This is a genomic window from Streptomyces sp. CS113 (assembly GCF_002188365.1).
Lineage (GTDB): Bacteria > Actinomycetota > Actinomycetes > Streptomycetales > Streptomycetaceae > Streptomyces > Streptomyces tendae.
In genome coordinates, this window is sequence record NZ_KZ195574.1 from 5096606 (window position 1) to 5117727 (window position 21122).

The following is a 21122-nucleotide window of genomic DNA, read 5'->3' on the forward strand; positions in this document are numbered from 1 at the left end:
AGTCCCCGGCGCCCGGCCGCGGCGGCCGGGTCCGCCCGCCCCGGCCGCGGGGACCGAGGCCGGGTCCGCCCGACCCGGCCGCGCGGACCGAGGTCGGTCACGCCCCCGGCTACCCTTGCGGGGTGAGCAGCCCCACCCCCGACGCCCTCCTGGGTCCCGCCGACGTCCGTGAACTCGCGGCCGCCCTCGGCGTACGCCCCACCAAGCAGCGCGGCCAGAACTTCGTCATCGACGCGAACACGGTCCGCCGCATCGTCCGCACCGCCGAGGTACGCCCCGACGACGTGGTGGTCGAGGTGGGACCGGGTCTCGGCTCGCTCACCCTGGCCCTGCTGGAGGCCGCCGACCGGGTCACCGCCGTCGAGATCGACGACGTCCTCGCCGGTGCCCTGCCCGCCACCGTCGCCGCCCGCATGCCGGAGCGCGCCGACCGGTTCGCGCTCGTGCACTCCGACGCGATGCACGTCACCGAGCTGCCGGGCCCCGCCCCGACCGCCCTGGTCGCGAACCTTCCGTACAACGTCGCCGTGCCCGTCCTGCTCCACATGCTCGACACCTTCCCGACCATCGAGCGGACCCTCGTCATGGTGCAGAAGGAGGTCGCCGACCGGCTGGCCGCCGGACCCGGCTCGAAGGTCTACGGCGTGCCGTCCGTGAAGGCGAACTGGTACGCGGAGGTCAAGCGGGCCGGGTCCATCGGCCGCAACGTCTTCTGGCCCGCGCCCAACGTCGACAGCGGGCTCGTGTCACTCGTCCGGCGCAGCGAGCCGCTGAAGACCACCGCGTCCAAGGCCGAGGTCTTCGCCGTCGTCGACGCCGCGTTCGCCCAGCGCCGCAAGACCCTGCGGGCCGCGCTCGCCGGGTGGGCGGGGTCCGCCGCGGCCGCCGAGGCCGCACTCGTCGGTGCGGGCGTGTCGCCGCAGGCGCGCGGAGAGGCCCTGACCGTGGAAGAGTTCGCGCGTATCGCCGAACACAAGGAGTGACGAGCAAGTGAGCGTGACGGTCCGCGTCCCCGCCAAGGTCAACGTCCAGCTCGCGGTCGGCGCCGCCCGCCCCGACGGCTTCCACGACCTGGCCAACGTCTTCCTCGCCGTCTCCCTGTACGACGAGATCACCGCCACCCCGGACGCCGACGGGCTCCGCGTCACCTGCGAGGGGCCGGACGCCGACCAGGTCCCGCTCGACCGCACCAACCTCGCCGCCCGTGCGGCACTCGCCCTCGCCGAGCGGTACGGCCGCGCACCCGACGTCCACCTCCACATCGCCAAGGACATCCCCGTCGCCGGCGGCATGGCGGGCGGCAGCGCCGACGGCGCGGGCGCGCTGCTCGCCTGCGACGCCCTGTGGGGCACCGGCGCCTCCCGGGAGGAACTGCTCGACATCTGCGCCGAGCTGGGCAGCGACGTGCCGTTCAGCCTGGTCGGCGGGGCGGCACTCGGCACCGGGCGCGGTGAGAAGCTGACCGAGCTGGAGGTGGGCGGCGACTTCCACTGGGTGTTCGCGCTCGCCGCGCGGGGACTGCCGACGCCGGCCGTCTTCCGCGAGTTCGACCGGCTGGCGGAGGGCCGGGACATTCCGGAACCGGTCGCCGACCAGGCGGTGCTCGACGCCCTCGCGAAGGGCGACGCCGCCGCGCTCGCGGTCGCCGTCACCAACGACCTCCAGCCCGCGGCGCTCTCCCTCTACCCGGAACTGGGCGACACCCTCGCGGCGGGCCGGGCGGCCGGGGGCCTGGCGGCACTGGTCTCGGGCTCCGGCCCGACGACGGCCTTCCTCGCGACCGACGCGAAGTCGGCCTCCGACATCGCGGGCGTGCTCCGGGCCTCGGGGACCTGCCGCGACGTGCGTACGGCGGTGGGCGCGGCGGCGGGGGCCACGGTCCTGGACTGAGGCCCGCGCGGTCCCGGACCGAGGCCCGCGGCGAGGGGGCACGGTCCCGGACCGAGGCGCGCGGCGGCCGGACTACCCTGGAGGGTCGAGCGATCCCCCAGGCAGGAGAGAAATGGCCGTCAATCTGGTCAATGTCGAGAACGTCAGCAAGGTGTACGGCACCCGTGCACTCCTCGACGGCGTGTCCCTCGGCGTCTCCGAGGGGGACCGCATCGGCGTCGTCGGGCGCAACGGCGACGGCAAGACGACCATGATCCGGATGCTGGCCAGGCTGGAGGAACCCGACACCGGGCGGGTCACCCACTCCGGCGGACTGCGGCTCGGCGTGCTCACCCAGCACGACTCCCTCGACCCCGCCGCCACCGTCCGGCACGAGGTCATCGGCGACCTGGCCGACCACGAGTGGGCGGGCAGCGCCAAGATCCGCGACGTGCTGACCGGGCTGTTCGGCGGGCTCGACATGCCGGGCTTCCCGCAGGGGCTCGACACCGTCATCGGGCCGCTGTCCGGCGGCGAGCGGCGCCGGATCGCGCTGGCCAAGCTGCTCATCGAGGAGCAGGACCTGATCGTCCTCGACGAGCCCACCAACCACCTCGACGTCGAGGGCATCGCCTGGCTCGCGCAGCACCTGCGCGAGCGGCGCTCCGCCCTCGTCTGCGTCACCCACGACCGGTGGTTCCTCGACCAGGTCTGCACCCGCATGTGGGACGTGCAGAAGGGCGACGTCTACGAGTACGAGGGCGGCTACTCCGACTACGTCTTCGCCCGCGCCGAACGCGAGCGCATCGCCGCCACCGAGGAGACCAAGCGGCAGAACCTGGTCCGCAAGGAGCTGGCCTGGCTGCGGCGCGGCGCGCCCGCCCGCACCTCCAAGCCCCGCTTCCGCGTCGAGGCCGCCAACGAGCTGATCGCCGACGTGCCGCCGCCGCGGGACAGCAGCGAGCTGATGAAGTTCGCCTCCTCCCGGCTCGGCAAGACCGTGTTCGACCTGGAGGACATCACCGTCCAGGCCGGCCCCAAGGTGCTGCTCAAGCACGTCACCTGGCAGCTCGGCCCCGGCGACCGCATCGGCCTGGTCGGCGTCAACGGCGCCGGCAAGACCTCCCTGCTGCGCGCCCTCGCCGACGCCGCCCGCAGCGACGGCGAACAGCAGCCCGCGGCCGGACAGGTGCGGGTCGGCAGGACCGTCAAGCTGGCGTACCTGTCGCAGGAGGTCGCCGAACTCGACCCCGACTGGCGGGTGCTGGAGGCAGTGCAGCGCGTCCGGGAGCGCGTCGACCTCGGCAAGGGGCGGGAGATGACCGCGGGGCAGCTCTGCGAGACCTTCGGCTTCGGCAAGGAGAAGCAGTGGACGCCGGTCGGGGACCTGTCCGGCGGTGAGCGGCGGCGGCTCCAGCTGCTGCGCCTCCTCATGGACGAGCCCAACGTCCTCTTCCTCGACGAGCCCACCAACGACCTCGACATCGAGACCCTGACCCAGCTGGAGGACGTCCTCGACGGCTGGCCCGGCTCCATGATCGTCATCTCTCACGACCGGTTCTTCGTCGAGCGCACCACCGACCGGGTCTTCGCCCTGCTCGGCGACGGCGCGCTGCGCATGCTGCCGCGCGGCATCGACGAGTACCTGGAGCGACGGCAGCGGATGGAGGAGGCCGCCGGGTCGAGCGCCCCGGCCGTGGCGGCCAGGCCCGCCGCCGCCGTGCCCGAGAAGAGCGCCGCCGACGTGCGCGCCGCCAAGAAGGAGCTCCAGAAGATCGAGCGGCAGCTGGACAAGGTCTCCGAGAAGGAGACCAAGCTGCACGCCCAAATCGCCGAGAACGCCACGGACTTCGCGAAGGTGGCCGAGCTGGACACCGAGTTGCGCGAGCTGACGGGGCAGCGCGACGAGCTGGAGCTGCGCTGGCTGGAACTGGCCGAGGACGCCTGAGCGACCGCGTGCGCCGGGCGCGCGGGCGATGTAAAGGGCGCGTGAAGGCGCGTAACAGAGGCATCACGGGCCGGTCCTCCCTTGGGAACAGGGGCGGACGCGGCCCGGTGGCCGGTTGGCGGCGGGTGATAGAAAGGCCGTCCGAGGACTGTCCCAGGGCGGTCCGAGGCCAGTGGAACCATCGCCGTAGACGACTCCGGGGCCAGCGCGTGACCCGGGGCGTGGCTAAAAATCAGTGAGTAATAAGGGGGAACGCGCTGATGAGCCAGCCGCCGAATCAGCCGCCGCAGCCGGGTGGCTTCGGAGCACCGCAGGACCCACCGCCGGGAGGCTTCGGGGCACCGACCCCGCCGCCCCCGCAGGGCCCGCCGCCCGGTCCGCCGCCGCAGCAGCCGGGCTACGGCTATCCGCAGCAGCCCGGCCAGCCGGGCCAGCCCGGGCCCTACGGTCAGCAGCCCGGACCGTACAACTCCGGCCCGTACGCCCAGCCGCAGCAGCCGGGACCTTACGGCCAGCAGCCCGGCTACGGCTACCCGCAGCAGCAGTACCCCGGCGCTCCCGGCGTCCCCGGTACGCCGCCGCCCGGCGGCCCCGGCTCGCGCAACCCCTTCAAGGGCAAGCCCGCCCTCGCCGTCGGAGCGGCCGTCGCGGCCCTGCTCGTCATCGGCGGCAGCGTGTGGGCGGTCACCGCGAGCGGCGGTGACGACGAGAAGGACAAGAAGCCCGTCGTCGCCAAGACCGACGACCCCAAGCCCTCCGGCTCCAAGGGCGGCGCTCCGGTCAACCCCGGTGACGGCAGCGGCGACGGCGGCGAGGACCCCGAGAACCTCAACGAGGGCCGCCAGGCCGGCGAGTCCAAGGTGCTCTGGTACAAGGAGGCGCCCGACGCCCCCGGCTCCGGCGCGGACGCCGACGGCATGTGGATCACCGGCAAGGCCGCGGTGAAGGCTGCGTACAAGCAGGTCTTCGCCTACAACGTCGGCGACGGCAAGCCCGCCTGGGACCCGATCGCCTTCCCGGAGAAGATCTGCTCGGTCACCCCGGAGAAGACCGCCGCCGACAAGATCGTCGTTGCCTACATGAGTGGCTCCAGCGACCGCGCCAAGTGCAACAAGCTCCAGGAGATCGACCTCGCCACCGGCGAGAAGGGCTGGTCCGAGGAGGTCGCCGACGGCGACCTGTTCGACTCCACGCTCTCCCTCGAACTCTCGCTCAGCGGCGACATCATGATGGTCGGCCGCTCCCAGTCCGGCACCGCGTACGACGTGCGGAGCGGCAAGAAGCTGTACGAGAAGAAAAAGTACGGCGACGCCTGCTTCCCCGCCGGGTTCGCGGGCAGCGCGAACAAGCTCGTCCAGGTCGCCTCCTGCGGCGCCGGCGGCAACAACGCGCACGACGAGCTCCAGGGCCTCGACCCGAAGACCGGCAAGGTCCTGTGGACCTACAAGTACGAGAAGAACTGGCGGATCGCCCGCGCCTACTCCGTCGACCCGCTGGTCGTCTACGCCACCAACGAGGACAAGAAGGTCTGGAACATCTCCAGCTTCACCTCCGGCGGCAAGGTCCAGGAACAGGTCGGCGTCGACGAGGACTTCGCCCCCGAGTGCGGCTGGGCCATCCTCGAGCGCGACCTCCAGGGCTGCACGGGCGTGGCGGTCGCCGGGGGCACGCTCTACCTGCCGACCGAGGCGACCAGCGGCGCCAACGAGATCGTCGCGATCAACCTCGCCACCGGCAAGGAGAAGTGGCGCACCAAGTCCCCCGCGGACGAGTCGATGATGCCGATGAAGGTCGAGGGCGACCAGCTCATCGCGTACGTCCAGCCGTCCTACGACGCGGGCGGGCAGGTCGTGTCCATCCCGACCGGCGGCAGCAGCCACAAGCCGGCGAAGCTGATGCAGAACCCGCAGGGCGTCGCGGACATCGAGAACAGCTTCTACTCCAAGGACATCGACTGGGTCGACGGGCGGTTCTACATCGCCAGCACCCGCCTGACCGGGAACGACGAGTCGAAGGAGAAGTTGATGCTCGCCTACGGCAAGTGACCTCTTCTCCGGCCCCCTCGCCGGCCTTTTCGCCGGCCGATTCCCCGGCCGCGTGTCTGCGGCCCGTTCCGTCCCCGTCGTCTCCGCTCTTCGAGGTGCTCACGTCATGACCCAGCCGCCGCCCCCGCCGCCCAACCAGCCCCCGCAGGGGGGCGGTTTCGGCCCGCCGCAGAACCAGCCGCCGCAGCAGCCGGGCTACGGCTATCCGCAGACGCCGCCGCAGGCGCCCGCGGCTCCGCCCACGCCGCCGGCGGGGCCGCCGCCGCAGCAGCCGGGGTACGGGTATCCGCAGACGCCGCCGCAGGGACAGCCGCAGCCCGGGTACGGCTATCCCGGTCAGCAGCCGGGGCAGCCGGGGCAGCCGGGGCAGCCGGGGCAGCCGGGCCAGCCCGGGCCTTATGGGCAGCCGACGCCTGCCTACGGTCAGCCCGGCCAGCCCGGATACGGATACCAGCAGCCGGCCACCATGCCCATGCAGCCGCAGGCCACGGGCGCCGGCGGGGGACGGAAGATCAACGCGCAGGTCGCGATCATCGTGGCCGCCGTCGTCGCGATCGCGCTGATCATCGGCGGCGGGGTCTGGTACGCCGGTTCCTCCGACGACGGGGGCAAGGACGACACCGCGGGCTCCAGCGGCGGCACGGGCGGCGACGGCGGTACGGACCAGAAGGGCGGCGACGGCGGCAAGACCTCCGGCGCCCAGGAGAAGGCGCCCGCCGACCCGGCCGCCAAGGTGCTCTTCCAGGTGCCCATGCCCGCGGTGAGCAAGGAGGACGACAGCGTCGTCGTCTCCGGCTCGTGGCTCACCGACAAGGTGTACGCCAAGAGCGGCATCGCCGAGGTCAACGGGTACGACCCCGACAAGGGCAGCAAGAAGTGGACGATCAAGCTGGCCGGCCCCGTGTGCGCCGTCACCCGGCACGTCACCGACGACAACAAGACGGTGATCGTCCACCAGCCCGCCATGCCGACCAAGGCGGAGCCCTCGCACGGGTGCACCCAGGTCGCGGTCCTCGACCTGGACGCCGGGAAGAAGGTCTGGACGAAGACCGCCGGTGACGGGCCGATCTCCTTCGACAACGTCACGATCAGCGGTGACACCGTCGCCGCGGGCAGCACCGACGGCGGCGTCGCCTTCGACCTCGCCAAGGGCGACGTCCTCTGGTCCCCGAAGACCACCGACACCTGCTACGACGCGGGCTACGGCGGCGGCGAGAAGCTGGTCGCGGTGCGCAAGTGCGGGTCGTACGACGCCCGCCAGCTGAACATCCAGACCATCGACCCGAAGAGCGGGAAGGTGATCACCGAGTACAAGATGGCCAAGGGCATCGAGTACGCGGGCATCGTGTCGACGGATCCGCTGGTCGTGGCCGCCGACGTCGGCGACTCCGCCGGGGACGGCAGCGGCATCTCGGACTTCTTCTCCATCGACAACAAGACCGGCAAGCTGCTCACCCGCATCTCGGCGCCCGGCGACCAGTTCGCGGCCCGCTGCGACAGCATCACCAAGATCGAGAGCTGCAACGGGCTCGCGGCCGGCAACGGCAAGCTCTACATCGCCACCGAGGAGCACGAGGGCGGCGGCGAGTCGTACAGCCGGGCCAACGAGGTCGTCGCCTTCGACCTGGCCACCGGCAAGCAGACCGGCCAGCGCGCGGACTCCGGCGACGACTACACGATCACCCCGCTGCGCATGGACGGCGGCAACGTGATCGCCTACAAGCGCCCGCCGTACGACAAGGGCGGCCAGGTCGTGAGCATCGACGGCGCGACGTTCAAGCAGACGGTGCTGCTGGAGAACCCGGCGACGGAGGCGGTGCGGGACGTGGAGTCGAGCATGTCGCCGGACTACTCCGAGCTGCTCTACTCGCAGGGGCACCTGTACATGTCGCAGGTGTACGCCAGCAAGCCGACCAGCGCGGACGAGAAGGAGTACCTGGCGATCGGGTTCGGCACCAGCGGCTGACGCCGTTGCCCTCTTCCTCGCCGTCGCCCTCTCCCTCGCCCGGGTGACCGTACCGGCCCCGTCCCTGTTCCAGGGGCGGGGCTGGGTGTGTTGTGGGGCGCGTTGCGCGGGAATCCGGCGCTCCGGGGCGGTTCTCGCCGGTAGGGGCAGCGCGAGCGCTGGCTAGCGTGTAGCTTCCGGGAGCATGCCGGGCATGCCGGGGGCATGGGTGCCGGGACTGGGTGCCGGGGACTGGGTGACTGGGGGGTTGCTCCATGGGAGTACGGCTCATGGTGGTCGACGATCACCGATTGCTCGCCGAGGCGCTGGCCTCGGCGCTGAAGCTGCGGGGGCACCGGGTGCTGGCGGCGGCGGCGCCCGCCGCGGGGGCGGCGGAGTTGGTGATCAGCCGGGCGCCCGAGGTGTGCCTGCTGGGGACGGCGGCGCCGGCCGAGCCGGGGATCTTCGACCCGGTGGTGCGGATCAAGCGGGAGCGGCCGCAGGTGGCGGTGCTGGTGCTGGGGCCGGTGCCGAGCCCTCGCGGCATCGCGGCGGCGTTCGCGGCGGGGGCGTCGGGGTACGTGCGGCACGACGAGCGCATAGAGGGCGTCGAGCGGGCGATCATGAAGGCGCGGGCGGGGGAGGCGGCGGTGGCGCCGGCGTTGTTGCAGGGGGCCTTCGGTGAGCTGCTGAATCCCGCCGCGCAGCCCGACGACGAGGGGCAGCGGCTGCTCCAGATGCTCACGCCTCGGGAGGTGGAGGTGCTGGTGCGGGTCGCGGACGGCGAGGACACGCGGCTGATCGCGGCGGGGATGGGGATCGCTCCGTCTACGGCGCGTACGCATGTCCAGCGGGTGCTGATGAAGCTGGGTGTCGGGTCGCGGCTGGAGGCGGCGGCGCTGGCGGCGCGGACGGGGTTGCTGGACCGGGCGGGTGCCTCCGGCGGCTGAGCGGGGTGCCTGCGGCGCCTGTGCGGGGGTGGTGGGGGTGCGCGTGATGCCTGCGGCGCCTGTGCGGGTTCGGTGGGGGTGCGCGTAGCGCGGTGCGTTCGGGTGGGGGTCGGGGCCGCGCCGGGGGGTGTTCGTCCTCGGAACGGCGCGGAATCGGTTGGCCACAGATCTTTCCGGCGTTGACGCGCCAACCGCTGCGGGCGAACACCCCCCGACACGTCCCCTTCCCGCCGTACGCGGCTGCGGGCCGTCGCCCCGTCGCCGCGGGCAGTCGTGCCTCCCCCAGTGCCTGAACGGCCTGGGAGGTACCCCCAGGCGGCACGGGTGGGCGCGGCGGCACCCCGCAGCGCCGGGCCGCGCTCCCCACCCCCGCGTCCACATCCGCGCCGGGGGCGGGGGACGCCGGACCACTGCCCGGCGTCACCGGCCGACCGTCACTCCTTCCCGGCCTCCTCCACCGGAGGTGTCGGCGGTGCCGTCGGCCGCAGCTTCAGCCAGACCAGGAAGAAGAGCCCGAGGACCAGCATCCCGATCCCGGTCCAGAGGTTGATGTTCACCCCCTGCGCCTTGTCGATGTCGTCGTCGGACGCCGCGAATCCCGCGATCGTCACGATGACGCCGTAGATCACGAACAGCCCGCCGATGATCCGCCGGATGTCGAACAGCCGCGCGGCGGTGACGGACTTGGTCTCCAGCTCGGAGACCTCGTCCTGGACGTTCTTGTCGGAGTAGGAATCAGACATGCTCTCTCAATCCTCCCGCGATCAGAACGAGAACGGGATGTAGCAGGCGGCGGCCAGGACGACCGCCCCCCAGCCCAGCAGCGCCGGCTTGCGGTACCACGCGTCGTCGCCCTTGGCGGGCGCCTCCGACATACCGGGGGAGGTGGTGCCGTAGACCAGGCCCTGCAACTCGGTGACCGGCTTGGGCTTCGTGAACAGGGACACGGCGACCATGACCACCGCACCGGCGACGAAGCCCGCGATCGCGGAGACGAAGTTGGCGCCCTGGTCGGAGGGGATATCGATGATGCCCTGCTTGTAGATGACGAAGTAGTTCACCATCGCGGCCGTCGTGCCCGCGATCAGGCCCCAGAAGCCGGACTTCATGGACGCCCGCTTCCAGAACATGCCGATGATGAAGACGACGAACATCGGCACGTTGAAGAAGGAGAAGAGCGTCTGGAGGTAGCTCATGATGTTGGAGAAGGACGAGGCCAGGAACGCCGTGCCGATGGAGGCCAGGACGCCGATCACCGTGATCAGGCGGCCGAAGCGGACGTAGTAGCCGTCCTCCCGGTCCTTCACCACGTACTTCTGCCAGATGTCGGTGGTGAAGACGGTGTTGAAGGAGGAGATGTTGGCCGCCATGCCGGCCATGAAGGCGGCCAGCAGACCGGTCACCGCGATGCCGAGGACGCCGTTGGGCAGCAGCTGCTGCATCAGGTACGGGATCGCGTCGTTGTACTGGAGGTCCGAGCCGGGGGTGCCGATCTTCGGGACGAGGACCGCGGCGACCAGGCCCGGGATCATGACCACGAAGACGATGAAGATCTTCGGGAAGGCCGCGATCAGGGGCGTGCGCTGGGCCGCCGAGAGGTTCTTCGCGGACAGGGCGCGCTGCACCTCGGCGAAGTTCGTCGTCCAGTAGCCGAAGGAGAGGACGAAGCCGAGGCCCAGGACGATGGTCAGCCAGTTGGCGCCCAGCGGGTTCTCGCTGCCGATGCCCGTGCCGCCCCACGCCGTCATGAAGTCGGAGCCGTGGGACTTGGAGAGGGAGTCGGACAGGCCGTCCCAGCCGCCGACCTTCTTCAGGCCCAGGATGGTGATCGGGATGAGGCCGGCCAGGATCACGAAGAACTGGAGGACCTCGTTGTAGATGGCCGAGGAGAGGCCGCCCAGGGTGATGTACGCCAGGACGAAGAAGCCGGCCACCACGATGGCCACCCACTCCGGCCAGCCGAGCAGTGCCTCGACGACGATCGCGAGGGCGTAGAGGTTCACGCCGGCGATCAGGATGGCGGCGATGGCGAACAGGGCCGAGCTGAGGAGGTGGGAGGCCTTGTCGAAGCGCAGGAGGAGGAACTCCGGGACCGAGCGGACCTTCGAGCCGTAGTAGAACGGCATCATCACCAGGCCGAGGAAGACCATCGCCGGGATGGCGCCGATCCAGTACCAGTGGGTCGTGTAGACGCCGTACTGGGCGCTGTTGGCGGCCATGCCGAGGATCTCGGTGGCGCCCAGGTTGGCCGCGACGAAGGCCAGGCCGGTGACCCAGGCGGGCAGGGAACGGCCGGACAGGAAGAAGTCCAGGCTGGTCTTGACCGAGCGGCGGGCGGCGAAGCCGATGCCCAGGACGACCACGAAGTAGATCCCGAGGATCGTGTAGTCGAGCCAGTTGGTGGGGAGTCGAAGCTCTGCGGCTAGGTATGTGGAGCTTGTGGGGGTCTGCATTGAGCACTCGCTTCGTTCGCGAACTGATCCGGAGCGGAACCTACGCCTCCGCGTTCAGTAATTGAACACTTCTGGTGATGAACTTTGTTTGATTGTGATGTGGCACCAGGGTTGGTGGGTTGTGATGTGTTATGTTTGATTGTGTTGGATGACTGGTGACTGTCATGGGTGGGTGCAGAGGAGTGCGGCAGTGAAGAAGACCTCGACCCGGCTGGCCGACGGCCGTGAGCTGGTCTACTACGACCTGCGCGACGACACCGTGCGCGACGCCGTGGACCGCCGTCCGCTGGAGCGGACCGTCACCACGTCCGAGGTGCGCCGCGATCCGCTGCTCGGTGACTCGGTCGCCGTCGCCTCGCACCGCCAGGGGCGCACCTACCATCCGCCGGCCGACCAGTGCCCGCTGTGCCCGTCGGACGGGGAGCGGCTGAGCGAGATCCCGGACTCGTCCTACGACGTGGTGGTCTTCGAGAATCGGTTCCCCTCGCTGGCCGGCGACTCCGGGCGCTGCGAGGTCGTCTGCTTCACTTCCGACCACGACGCCTCCTTCGCCGACCTGAGCGAGGAGCAGGCCCGGCTCGTGCTGGACGCCTGGACGGACCGCACCTCCGAGCTGTCCCATCTGCCCTCCGTTGAACAGGTGTTCTGCTTCGAGAACCGGGGCGCCGAGATCGGGGTGACGCTGGGTCACCCGCACGGGCAGATCTACGCCTACCCGTTCACCACCCCCCGCACCGCCCTGATGCTCCGTTCACTCGCCGCCCACAAGGACGCGACGGGCGGGGAGAACCTGTTCGACGCCGTGCTGGACGAGGAGCTGGCCGGTGAGCGGGTCGTCCTGGAGAGTGAAGAGTGGGTGGCCTTCGTGCCGTACGCGGCGCACTGGCCGTACGAGGTGCACCTGTATCCGAAGCGGCGGGTGCCCGATCTGCTCGCTCTGGACGAGGCGGCGCGCACAGAATTCCCCAAGGTCTATCTGGAACTGTTGAGGCGCTTCGACCGGATCTTCGGTGAGACGGAGCCTCCGACGCCGTACATCGCGGCCTGGCACCAGGCGCCGTTCGGGCAGCTGGAGGAGTTCGAGGGCGTGACGCGGGACGACTTCGCGCTGCACCTGGAGCTTTTCACCATTCGCCGTACGTCCGGCAAGCTGAAGTTCCTCGCGGGCTCCGAGTCCGGCATGAACGTGTTCATCAACGACGTGCCCCCGGAGCGCGCGGCCGAGCGACTGCGAGAGGTAGCGAGTTCATGAGCGGGAAGTACCTGGTGACAGGTGGTGCGGGGTACGTCGGCAGCGTCGTCGCCCAGCATCTGGTGGAGGCGGGGCACGAGGTCGTCGTGCTCGACAATCTGTCGACCGGCTTCCGCGAGGGCGTGCCGGCCGGTGCCTCGTTCGTCGAGGGCGACATCCGCGACGCCGCCAAGTGGCTGGACGCCTCGTTCGACGGCGTGCTGCACTTCGCCGCCTTCTCGCAGGTCGGCGAGTCGGTCGTGAAGCCCGAGAAGTACTGGGACAACAACGTCGGCGGGACCATGGCGCTGCTGGAGGCCATGCGGGGCGCGGGCGTGCGGCGGCTGGTCTTCTCGTCCACGGCCGCCACGTACGGCGAGCCCGAGCAGGTGCCGATCGTCGAGTCCGCGCCGACGAAGCCCACGAACCCGTACGGCGCCTCGAAGCTGGCCGTCGACCACATGATCACCGGTGAGGCGGCCGCCCACGGGCTGGGTGCGGTCTCGCTGCGGTACTTCAACGTCGCGGGCGCGTACGGGGAGTACGGCGAGCGCCACGACCCCGAGTCGCATCTGATTCCGCTGGTCCTCCAGGTGGCGCAGGGCCGGCGGGAGGCGATCTCCGTCTTCGGCGACGACTATCCGACGCCGGACGGCACCTGCGTGCGCGACTACATCCACGTCGCCGACCTGGCCGAGGCCCACCTGCTGGCCGTGGCGGCCGCCACCCCCGGCGAGCACCTCATCTGCAACCTGGGCAACGGCAACGGCTTCTCCGTCCGCGAGGTCGTGGAGACCGTGCGGCGGGTGACGGGCCATCCGATCCCCGAGGTGGTCGCCCCGCGCCGGGGCGGCGACCCGGCGGTCCTGGTGGCGTCGGCGGAGACCGCCCGGGAGAAACTGGGCTGGAACCCGTCCCGCGCGGACCTCGCGGGGATCGTGTCGGACGCGTGGGAGTTCGCGCAGCGGCGCGCGGGCTAGTACTTACCGCAGTTACCGGAAGGGCGAGGGGTCAGGGCATGGGCGAGGCTGTCGCGGGGACCGTCGGCGAACGGTTCCGGGAGCTGTACGGGGCGGACCCGGAGGGGGTGTGGGCGGCGCCGGGCCGGGTGAACCTCATCGGCGAACACACCGACTACAACGACGGCTTCGTGATGCCCTTCGCCCTGCCGCACCAGGCCGTCGCCGCGGTGTCCCGGCGCGAGGACGGCGTCCTGCGCCTGCACTCGGCGGACGTCGACGCCGGCCCGGTCGAGCTGCGCGTCGCCGATCTGGCCCCCGGCTCGGACAAGTCCTGGACCGCGTACCCCTCGGGCGTCGTCTGGGCGCTGCGCGAGGCGGGCCACGAGCTGACCGGCGCCGACGTCCACCTGGCCTCGACGGTCCCGGCGGGCGCGGGGCTCTCGTCCTCGGCGGCCCTGGAGGTCGTCGTGGCACTGGCGTTGAACGACCTGTACGACCTCGGCCTGCGCGGCTGGCAGCTGGCCCGGCTGTGCCAGCGCGCGGAGAACGTCTACGTCGGCGCCCCCGTCGGCATCATGGACCAGACGGCCTCCGCCTGCTGCGAGGCGGGTTACGCCCTGTTCCTCGACACCCGCGACCTCTCCCAGCGCCAGATCCCCTTCGACCTCGCCGCCGAGGGGATGCGCCTGCTGGTCGTCGACACCCGGGTCAAGCACTCCCACAGCGAGGGCGAGTACGGCAAGCGCCGGGCCGGCTGCGAGAAGGGCGCCGCGCTGCTGGGCGTCGACGCGCTGCGCGACGTGCCCTACGCCGACCTCGACGCGGCGCTGGAGCGGCTGGGCGACGAGGAGGAGGTGCGCCGCCTGGTCCGGCACGTGGTGACCGAGGACGAGCGGGTCGAGCGGGTGGTCTCGCTGCTGGAGTCCGGCGACACCCGCGCCATCGGTCCCGTCCTGGTCGAGGGACACGCCTCGCTGCGCGACGACTTCCGCATCTCCTGCCCCGAGCTGGACCTGGTCGTGGAGACGGCCCTCGCCTCCGGCGCCCTCGGCGCCCGGATGACCGGCGGCGGCTTCGGCGGCTCGGCGATCGTCCTGGCGGAGGCCGGCGACGTGGACGCCGTCACCAAGGCGGTCGAGGACGCCTTCGCGGCGGCGGGCTTCCGGGCGCCGCGGGTGTTCGAGGCGGTGCCCTCGGCGGGGGCGCGGCGGCTGGTCTGAGCCGGTCAGCCGAGCCGCTTCACCAGGGTGTACTCCGTGAGCCCCGGCGGATAGTCGGGGATCACGCACATGACGTCGTAGCCGCGTTTGGTGTAGAAGCCCGGGGCCTGGAAGTCCCAGGTCTCCACGCGGGCGGCGGCGCAGCCGCGTTCGGCGCGGGCGGTGCGTTCCGCCTCGTCGAGGAGGGCGGAGCCGAGGCCCGCGCCCCGGTGGCCGCCGTCCACCCACAGGTAGGTCACGTGCAGCCAGGTCGCCCAGGTGTGGCCGACCAGGCCGCCCGCCAGGCCGCCGGACCCGTCCAGGACCCAGACGTGCAGCGGGAATTCGCGTTCGTGAGGGGTTCCGCGCAGGGAGCGCAGGACGGAGGAGGCCGCCGTGTTCGTCTCCCGCAGGCGGGTGCGCAGCAGATCGCGCCGTTCCTTGTCGACTTCTGTCACAAGACGAAACATGCGGCTCACCATAAACGTGCCGCCGAGTCAGTTCTGCAAATAGCCTTCCGCTCCCGGCGCCCGTCCGTACTCTGATGAGCAGCACCGGTGGGGGCCGGTGCCGTTCAGGGGGCGAGACAGCCGGGTACGACACCCGGGGCGGGGGTAGCGGTTACCGGACGGCGGCGGCCGTGCGGCTGCGGCGACCCGTCCCGGCGTACCGAGCACAACAGCACAGCTGGATGCGGGGCCCTGGGCGTCGTACCCGTGCCGGTGCCGTCATCCGAGGACGGACAGACGATGGGTATCCCCTGCTCCTGGCGGAGCTCGGGGGAGGGGGTTTCGTGGTTCGTATCCGAGTCCTGGTCGTCGACGACCATCGCATCTTCGCCGAGTCGCTCGCGGCCGCCCTGGCCGCCGAGCCCGACGTCGACGTCTCCGCGGCCGGCAGCGGTCCGGCCGCACTGCGCTGCCTGGACCGGGCCGCCTCCGAGGGCCGGCGGTTCGACGTGCTGCTCGTCGACGCCGACCTGGGCGGCCACGTCCCCGGCACCCGGCCCGCCGCGCCCGTGCGAAGCGGCGACGAGGACGGGCTGGTGGACGGGATCTCCCTGGTCACCGGGGTGCGGTCGGGGCAGCCGGGCGTACGGATCGTCGTCCTCGCCGAGAAGGACGACCCCCGGCGGGCGGCCCTCGCCCTGGGGGCCGGGGCGTCCGGGTGGGTGGCCAAGGACTGCTCCCTGTCCCGGCTGCTCAGCGTCATCCGGGGCGTCCTGCGCGACGAGACGCATCTGCCGCCCGCCCTGCTCACCGGCGTCCTGCGCGAGCTGACCGCGGCCCGCAAGCACCGCACCGAGAGCGAACTGCTGGTGGAGTCGCTCACCCCGCGCGAGCGCGAGGTGCTGCGCTGCATGGTCGCCGGGCTCGGCCGCAAGGCGGTCGCGGAGCGGCTGTACCTGTCCCCGCACACGGTGCGCACCCACATGCAGAACGTGCTGGGCAAGCTGGGCGTCCACTCCACCCTGGCCGCCGTCGCCCTGGCGCGCAGGGCCGGGGTGGGGCCCGCCGACCTAACCGGGGATGTTGTCGAACGGGGCGGTCAGCTGGCGTAGCAGGGCCGCCAGTTCGGTGCGCTGGGCGCGGGACAGCTCACCGAGGATCGCGCGCTCCTGGGCCAGCAGACCCGCCAGCGACTGGTCGGCGCGGTCCCGGCCCTCGTCGGTGAGCCGGACCAGGACGCCGCGCCGGTCGCTGGGGTCGGGCAGGCGCTCCACCAGGCCCTTCTTGGCCAGCCGGTCGATCCGGTTGGTCATCGTGCCCGAGGTGACCAGGGTCTGGGTGAGGAGCTGTCCCGGTGAGAGCTGGTACGGCGTGCCCGCGCGGCGCAGCGCCGTCAGTACGTCGAACTCCCACGGCTCGAGATGGTGTTCGGAGAAGGCCAGCCGGCGTGCGCGGTCCAGGTGCCGGGCGAGCCTGCTGACGCGGCTCAGCACCTCGAGCGGTTCCACGTCGAGGTCCGGGCGCTCCCGGCGCCACGCTGCGACCAGCCGATCGACCTCGTCCTCCATGACGATCAGTGTAGTGGTTGTGTCGACGTGAAGTCTCTTGATGTCGACTCTCTCGCTGCTGACTGTCTTGACGTCGAGATACTTTCGGGTGACGCTGGGTACTCGTCCCGCACGGACACCCTCTGGAGGCTCCATGCCCGCCACCGCCCCCACCTGGGACCCCGCCCAGTACCTGCGCCACGCCGGGCACCGCGCCCGCCCCTTCACCGACCTCCTCGCCCGGATCCCGGACCTCCCCGCGGACGCGCCCCGCATCGCCGACCTCGGCTGCGGACCCGGCAACGCCACCGTCCTGCTCACCGACCGCTGGCCCACCGCCCACGTCACCGGCTACGACCACTCGCCCCCGATGCTCGAACGGGCCCGGCAGTACGCCGGCCCGACCCCCGGCGGCGGCCACCTCGACTTCGCCCCCGCCGACGCCCGCACCTGGACCCCCGACGAGCCCTTCGACCTCCTCGTCAGCAACGCCACCCTCCAGTGGGTCCCCGGCCACGCCGACCGCTTCCCCGACTGGATCGACCGCCTCGCCCCCGGCGGCACCCTCGCCCTCCAGGTGCCCGGCAACTTCGACGCCCCCAGCCACCGCCTGATGCGCGAGCTGGCAGGCTCCCGGCGCTGGCGGGACCGCCTCGCCGGCGTCCTGCGCCACGACGACGCCGTCCTCACCCCCCAGGGCTACCTGGCCCGCCTGACCGCCGCCGGCTGCACCGCCGACGTGTGGGAGACGACGTACGTCCACCTGCTGTCCGGCGACGACGCCGTCCTCGACTGGGTGAAGGGGACGGGACTGCGGCCCGTACTGGACGCCCTCGACGACGACCCGGCCGCACGGGACGCGTTCGTCGAGGAGTACCGGGCGGTCCTGCGCGCCGCCTACCCCGCCGAGGCGCACGGCACCCCCTTCCCCTTCCGCCGCGTCTTCGCCGTCGCCCACAAGCCCGCGGGGACGGCGGGGACGGCCGGTACGGCAGGGGAGGCAGGCCGGTGATCACCGGCCTCGACCATGTGCAGCTCGCCGCGCCGCCCGGCGCCGAGGACGTGCTGCGCGCCTTCTACGCCGGCGTCCTCGGCATGACCGAGATCCCCAAACCGCCCGTGCTCGCCGCCCGCGGCGGCTGCTGGTTCCAGGCGGGCACCGTTCAGCTCCACCTGGGCGTCGAGACGACCGGCTTCCGGCCCGCCCGCAAGGCCCACCCCGGGCTGCGGGTCACCGGGATCGACGCGTACGCCGCCCGTCTGGAGGCCCACGGCACGCCCGTCACCTGGAACGACGACCTGCCCGGCCACCGGCGCTTCCACTGCGCCGACCCGGTCGGCAACCGCCTGGAGTTCCTGGAGCCGGACCCACCCGCCCACCGGTGACCACCCGTGCACCGGTGACCACCCGGCCGGGGCTCACACCACGCCGTCCGCGGCGAGCGCGTCGATCTCCCCCTCCGACAGGCCGAGGCCGCCCAGTACCGCCCGGGTGTGCTCGCCCAGCGCCGGGACCGCCTCCATGCGCGGCGCCCGACCGGTCGGTCCCGGCGGTGCCATCGCCGGTACGGGACCGGCCGGGGTGGGCACCTCGTGCAGGCGCCCGCGCGCGGCCAGCTGCGGGTGGTCCCACACGTCGGTGAGCGTGTTCACCCGGGCGTTGGCCACCGGCACCGCGTCGAGCAGCGCGATCGCCTCGGCGCTGGTCAGCTCCGCGAACCGCGCCGAGATCACCGCACCCAGCTCCTCCCGGTGCGCGTCGCGGTCCGCGTTGGTGACGTAGTGCGGATGCCCGGCCAGCTCCGGACGGCCCAGGAAGCCCGCACAGAAGCCGTGCCACTCGCGCTCGTTCTGCACCGCCGTCATCACGACCTTCCCGTCGCCCGCCGTGAACGGGCCGTACGGATAGATCGTCGCGTGCGCGGCACCCGCCCGGGGAGGCGGCGGCGCGCCGTCGAAGGAGTAGTACAGCGGAAACCCCAGCCACTCCACGGTGGCCTCCAGCATCGACACGTCCAGGTGCGCACCCCGCCCCGTACGGCCCCGCTCGAGCAGCGCGGCCAGGATCGAGCTGTACGCGTACATCCCGGCGGCGATGTCCGACACCGGGATCCCCGCCTTGGCCATGCCGTCCGGCGTGCCCGTGACCGACAGCAGCCCCGCCTCGGACTGCACCAGCAGGTCGTACGCCTTGCGGTCGGCGTAGGGGCCCGGCGCGCCGTAGCCGGAGACGTCGCACACGATCAGCCCCGGATGCGCCGCCCGCAGCTCCCGCGCGCCCAGTCCGGCGCGGGCCGTAGCGCCCGGCGCCAGGTTCTGCAGGAAGACGTCGGCGTCCGCGACCAGCCGGCGCAGCAGCTCCAGGCCCCGCGGGTCCTTGAAGTCCAGGGTGACGGACTCCTTGTTGCGGTTGACCCACACGAAGTGCGAACTCAGACCCCGCACCCGGGAGTCGTACGCCCGGGCGAAGTCCCCCGTCCCCGGCCGCTCCACCTTGATCACCCGCGCGCCGAGGTCGGCGAGCTGGCGGCTGGCGTAGGGAGCGGCGATCGCCTGCTCCAGCGAGACGACGGTGACGCCGCGCAGTGGCTGCATGTGTCCTGCCCCTCGCGGACCTGGCTCTTGCGGACCTGGCTCTTGCGGACCTTGCTCTTGCGGACCTTGCTCTCGCGGACCTAGCTCTTGCGGTGCCCTATCAAGCGCGGCTTGGGCTCCAGACCGTCCAGGCCGTGCCAGGCCAGGTTGACCAGGTGCGCCGCCACCTCCGCCTTCTTCGGGCGGCGCACGTCCAGCCACCACTGACCGGTCAGCGCCACCATGCCGACCAGCGCCTGCGCGTACAGCGGGGCCAGCTTGGCGTCGAAGCCGCGGTTCTTGAACTCGCGGCCCAGGATGTCCTCCACCTGGGTGGCGATGTCCGAGATGAGGGAGGCGAAGGTGCCCGTCGACTGCGGGATGGGGGAGTCGCGGACCAGGATGCGGAAGCCGTCCGTGTACTCCTCGATGTAGTCCAGGAGCGCGAAGGCCGCCTGCTCGCACAGCTCACGCGGATGGCCCGCCGTCAGGGAGCCGGTCACCATGTCGAGCAGCCGCCGCATCTCGCGGTCCACGACCACCGCGTACAGGCCCTCCTTGCCGCCGAAGTGCTCGTACACCACCGGCTTGGACACCCCGGCCTTCGCCGCGATCTCCTCCACCGAGGTGCCCTCGAAACCCTTCGCCGCGAAGAGGGTGCGGCCGATCTCCAGCAACTGCTGGCGGCGCTCGGCACCGGTCATCCGGGTGCGACGCGCTCGCCGCGGCTTCTCGTTGCTTGGGGTGCTGCTGGAGTCGGTCGCCACGGCGTCAATCATGCCGCCTTCGCCGTCTCCTTCCGGCGGCGGGCACCGTCCTGATCCGTGTTGCGGCGCGAATCGATACGCGAGCGTGACGGCCAGCGCACGTCGTACGCCCACCCGAGCTGCTCGAACCAGCGGATCAGCCGGGCACTCGAGTCGAGCTGGCCGCGCATCACCCCGTGCCGCGCCGAGGTCGGGTCCGCGTGGTGCAGGTTGTGCCAGGACTCGCCGCAGGACAGGATCGCCAGCCACCACACGTTGCCCGAGCGGTCGCGGGACTTGAAGGGGCGCTTGCCCACGGCGTGGCAGATGGAGTTGATCGACCACGTCACGTGGTGCAGCAGGGCCACCCGCACGAGTGAACCCCAGAAGAACCCGGTGAACGCACCCCACCAGGACATCGTCACCAGCCCGCCGATCAGCGCGGGCAGCGCCAGGGACACCACGGTCCACAGGATGAACTGCCGGGAGACCGCCCGCAGCGCGGGGTCCTTGATCAGGTCCGGTGCGTACTTCTCCTGCGGCGTCTGCTCCTCGTCGAACATCCAGGCGATGTGGGCCCACCACAGGCCCTTGATCAGGGCGGGCACCGTCTCGCCGTACCGCCACGGCGAGTGCGGGTCGCCCTCGTCGTCGGAGAACTTGTGGTGCTTGCGGTGGTCGGCCACCCAGCGCACCAGCGGCCCCTCGACCGCCATCGAACCCGCGATCGCCAAGGCGATCTTCAACGGCCGTTTCGCCTTGAAGGAACCGTGGGTGAAGTGGCGGTGGAAGCCGATCGTGATGCCGTGGCAGCCCAGGAAGTAGAAGAAGACCAGCAGCCCCAGGTCCAGCCAGCTCACGCCCCAGCCCCAGGCCAGTGGCACCGCCGCCACCAGCGCGAGGAACGGAAGGGTGATGAACAGCAGCAGCGTGATCTGCTCGATCGACCGCTTCTGCTCACCGCCCAGCGTGGCGGAGGGAGCCGCGGCGGCGTCGGCCGGCTGCGGAGCGTCTGGGATCACATCGGAACTCGTGGTCATGCGCGTCCCCTGGGGGGTCGAGGGTGGGGTCGTGTGGTGTGGCCGGTGCCGGGCCGCGGAACCATGCACGGTTTTCCTACGGTTCCGTAACCTACGGCGACGTAAGTATGGCAGTGCGTGGCCGCGCGGCAAGAGCCCCAGAGCCTGCGCGTCCGGGCCGACAC

Annotated in this window: 19 protein-coding genes; 12 read left to right on the top strand and 7 right to left on the bottom strand. The window is 71.7% G+C overall.

Features of this window, described 5'->3' with window-relative positions; all coding sequences use genetic code 11:
- Positions 1-122: 122 nt before the first annotated feature.
- The 6 genes from rsmA (at position 123) to B9W62_RS22820 (ending at position 8757) form a co-directional block, all read left to right on the top strand.
- A complete protein-coding gene (rsmA, locus tag B9W62_RS22795; RefSeq protein ID WP_087808905.1) occupies positions 123-983 on the top strand; it encodes a 16S rRNA (adenine(1518)-N(6)/adenine(1519)-N(6))-dimethyltransferase RsmA in 861 nt (286 codons plus the stop codon).
- Positions 984-990: 7 nt separating this feature from the next.
- Entirely contained in the window at positions 991-1890 is a 900-nt protein-coding gene (locus tag B9W62_RS22800; RefSeq protein WP_087808906.1) for a 4-(cytidine 5'-diphospho)-2-C-methyl-D-erythritol kinase, read from the top strand.
- Between the two features lie 112 nt (positions 1891-2002).
- Entirely contained in the window at positions 2003-3817 is a 1815-nt protein-coding gene (locus B9W62_RS22805) for an ABC-F family ATP-binding cassette domain-containing protein (RefSeq protein ID WP_087808907.1), read from the top strand.
- A 260-nt stretch (positions 3818-4077) separates the two neighbouring features.
- Positions 4078-5862: an outer membrane protein assembly factor BamB family protein gene (locus tag B9W62_RS22810; RefSeq protein WP_087808908.1), complete on the top strand. Its 1785-nt coding sequence runs from the start codon at positions 4078-4080 to the stop codon at positions 5860-5862.
- 106 nt (positions 5863-5968) lie between these two features.
- Positions 5969-7828, top strand: coding sequence for an outer membrane protein assembly factor BamB family protein (locus B9W62_RS22815; protein WP_179235614.1), 1860 nt, complete (start codon positions 5969-5971; stop codon positions 7826-7828).
- Between the two features lie 254 nt (positions 7829-8082).
- Entirely contained in the window at positions 8083-8757 is a 675-nt protein-coding gene (locus B9W62_RS22820; protein WP_087808910.1) for a helix-turn-helix transcriptional regulator, read from the top strand.
- A gap of 434 nt (positions 8758-9191) precedes the next feature.
- Here the strand turns inward: B9W62_RS22820 and B9W62_RS22825 are convergent, their stop codons facing one another.
- Together B9W62_RS22825 and B9W62_RS22830 are read right to left on the bottom strand one after the other, a co-directional pair.
- The gene (locus tag B9W62_RS22825; protein ID WP_087808911.1) at positions 9192-9500 is read right to left on the bottom strand and encodes a hypothetical protein; all 309 of its coding nucleotides are present in this window, start codon (positions 9498-9500) and stop codon (positions 9192-9194) included.
- A gap of 21 nt (positions 9501-9521) precedes the next feature.
- Positions 9522-11210: a sodium:solute symporter family protein gene (locus tag B9W62_RS22830; protein ID WP_087808912.1), complete on the bottom strand. Its 1689-nt coding sequence runs from the start codon at positions 11208-11210 to the stop codon at positions 9522-9524.
- 190 nt (positions 11211-11400) lie between these two features.
- Between B9W62_RS22830 and galT the strand changes: the two genes are divergently transcribed.
- The 3 genes from galT to galK are packed head-to-tail and all read left to right on the top strand — an operon-like array spanning position 11401 to position 14623.
- Entirely contained in the window at positions 11401-12462 is a 1062-nt protein-coding gene (gene galT, locus B9W62_RS22835) for a galactose-1-phosphate uridylyltransferase (protein ID WP_087808913.1), read from the top strand.
- Entirely contained in the window at positions 12459-13421 is a 963-nt protein-coding gene (gene galE / locus B9W62_RS22840) for a UDP-glucose 4-epimerase GalE (protein ID WP_087808914.1), read from the top strand. The genes galT and galE overlap by 4 nt, the downstream gene beginning before the upstream one ends.
- 38 nt (positions 13422-13459) lie before the next feature.
- Positions 13460-14623 carry a galactokinase gene (gene galK / locus B9W62_RS22845; RefSeq protein ID WP_087808915.1) on the top strand — a complete coding sequence of 388 codons (1164 nt, stop codon included), beginning with the start codon at positions 13460-13462 and terminating at the stop codon, positions 14621-14623.
- Between the two features lie 5 nt (positions 14624-14628).
- Here galK and B9W62_RS22850 read toward each other — a convergent pair whose 3' ends face one another.
- Positions 14629-15084 carry a GNAT family N-acetyltransferase gene (locus B9W62_RS22850; protein WP_087808916.1) on the bottom strand — a complete coding sequence of 152 codons (456 nt, stop codon included), beginning with the start codon at positions 15082-15084 and terminating at the stop codon, positions 14629-14631.
- A 311-nt stretch (positions 15085-15395) separates the two neighbouring features.
- Between B9W62_RS22850 and B9W62_RS22855 the strand changes: the two genes are divergently transcribed.
- Positions 15396-16163, top strand: a complete 768-nt coding sequence (locus B9W62_RS22855) for a response regulator transcription factor (protein WP_179235615.1) — start codon at positions 15396-15398, stop codon at positions 16161-16163.
- Here the strand turns inward: B9W62_RS22855 and tamR are convergent.
- A complete protein-coding gene (gene tamR, locus B9W62_RS22860) occupies positions 16122-16619 on the bottom strand; it encodes a MarR family transcriptional regulator TamR (RefSeq protein ID WP_087808918.1) in 498 nt (165 codons plus the stop codon). The two genes, B9W62_RS22855 and tamR, sit on opposite strands and share 42 nt — an antisense overlap.
- Positions 16620-16752: 133 nt before the next feature.
- Between tamR and B9W62_RS22865 the strand changes: the two genes are divergently transcribed.
- The gene (locus B9W62_RS22865) at positions 16753-17610 is read left to right on the top strand and encodes a trans-aconitate 2-methyltransferase (RefSeq protein WP_087808919.1); all 858 of its coding nucleotides are present in this window, start codon (positions 16753-16755) and stop codon (positions 17608-17610) included.
- On the top strand, positions 17607-17984 hold the full coding sequence (locus tag B9W62_RS22870) for a VOC family protein (RefSeq protein WP_087808920.1): 378 nt from the start codon (positions 17607-17609) through the stop codon (positions 17982-17984). Before B9W62_RS22865 ends, B9W62_RS22870 begins: the two co-directional genes overlap by 4 nt.
- A 33-nt stretch (positions 17985-18017) precedes the next feature.
- Here the strand turns inward: B9W62_RS22870 and B9W62_RS22875 are convergent, their stop codons facing one another.
- From B9W62_RS22875 to B9W62_RS22885, 3 genes are all read right to left on the bottom strand, one after another.
- Positions 18018-19193, bottom strand: a complete 1176-nt coding sequence (locus B9W62_RS22875) for a CaiB/BaiF CoA transferase family protein (protein WP_087808921.1) — start codon at positions 19191-19193, stop codon at positions 18018-18020.
- A gap of 80 nt (positions 19194-19273) precedes the next feature.
- Positions 19274-19951: a TetR/AcrR family transcriptional regulator gene (locus B9W62_RS22880; protein WP_003975684.1), complete on the bottom strand. Its 678-nt coding sequence runs from the start codon at positions 19949-19951 to the stop codon at positions 19274-19276.
- Positions 19948-20958: an acyl-CoA desaturase gene (locus B9W62_RS22885; protein ID WP_087808922.1), complete on the bottom strand. Its 1011-nt coding sequence runs from the start codon at positions 20956-20958 to the stop codon at positions 19948-19950. The genes B9W62_RS22880 and B9W62_RS22885 overlap by 4 nt, the downstream gene beginning before the upstream one ends.
- Between the last annotated feature and the right edge of the window lie 164 nt (positions 20959-21122).

Excerpts from the sequence above, each read along its gene's own strand:
- B9W62_RS22805 (WP_087808907.1), top strand. The coding sequence starts at position 2,003 with ATGGCCGTCAATCTGGTCAATGTCGAGAACGTCAGCAAGGTGTACGGC.
- B9W62_RS22810 (WP_087808908.1), top strand. The coding sequence starts at position 4,078 with ATGAGCCAGCCGCCGAATCAGCCGCCGCAGCCGGGTGGCTTCGGAGCA.
- B9W62_RS22815 (WP_179235614.1), top strand. The coding sequence starts at position 5,969 with ATGACCCAGCCGCCGCCCCCGCCGCCCAACCAGCCCCCGCAGGGGGGC.
- B9W62_RS22820 (WP_087808910.1), top strand. The coding sequence starts at position 8,083 with ATGGGAGTACGGCTCATGGTGGTCGACGATCACCGATTGCTCGCCGAG.
- B9W62_RS22825 (WP_087808911.1), bottom strand. The coding sequence starts at position 9,500 with ATGTCTGATTCCTACTCCGACAAGAACGTCCAGGACGAGGTCTCCGAG.
- B9W62_RS22830 (WP_087808912.1), bottom strand. The coding sequence starts at position 11,210 with ATGCAGACCCCCACAAGCTCCACATACCTAGCCGCAGAGCTTCGACTC.
- galE (WP_087808914.1), top strand. The coding sequence starts at position 12,459 with ATGAGCGGGAAGTACCTGGTGACAGGTGGTGCGGGGTACGTCGGCAGC.
- galK (WP_087808915.1), top strand. The coding sequence starts at position 13,460 with ATGGGCGAGGCTGTCGCGGGGACCGTCGGCGAACGGTTCCGGGAGCTG.
- B9W62_RS22850 (WP_087808916.1), bottom strand. The coding sequence starts at position 15,084 with ATGGTGAGCCGCATGTTTCGTCTTGTGACAGAAGTCGACAAGGAACGG.
- tamR (WP_087808918.1), bottom strand. The coding sequence starts at position 16,619 with ATGGAGGACGAGGTCGATCGGCTGGTCGCAGCGTGGCGCCGGGAGCGC.
- B9W62_RS22865 (WP_087808919.1), top strand. The coding sequence starts at position 16,753 with ATGCCCGCCACCGCCCCCACCTGGGACCCCGCCCAGTACCTGCGCCAC.
- B9W62_RS22875 (WP_087808921.1), bottom strand. The coding sequence starts at position 19,193 with ATGCAGCCACTGCGCGGCGTCACCGTCGTCTCGCTGGAGCAGGCGATC.
- B9W62_RS22880 (WP_003975684.1), bottom strand. The coding sequence starts at position 19,951 with ATGATTGACGCCGTGGCGACCGACTCCAGCAGCACCCCAAGCAACGAG.
- B9W62_RS22885 (WP_087808922.1), bottom strand. The coding sequence starts at position 20,958 with ATGACCACGAGTTCCGATGTGATCCCAGACGCTCCGCAGCCGGCCGAC.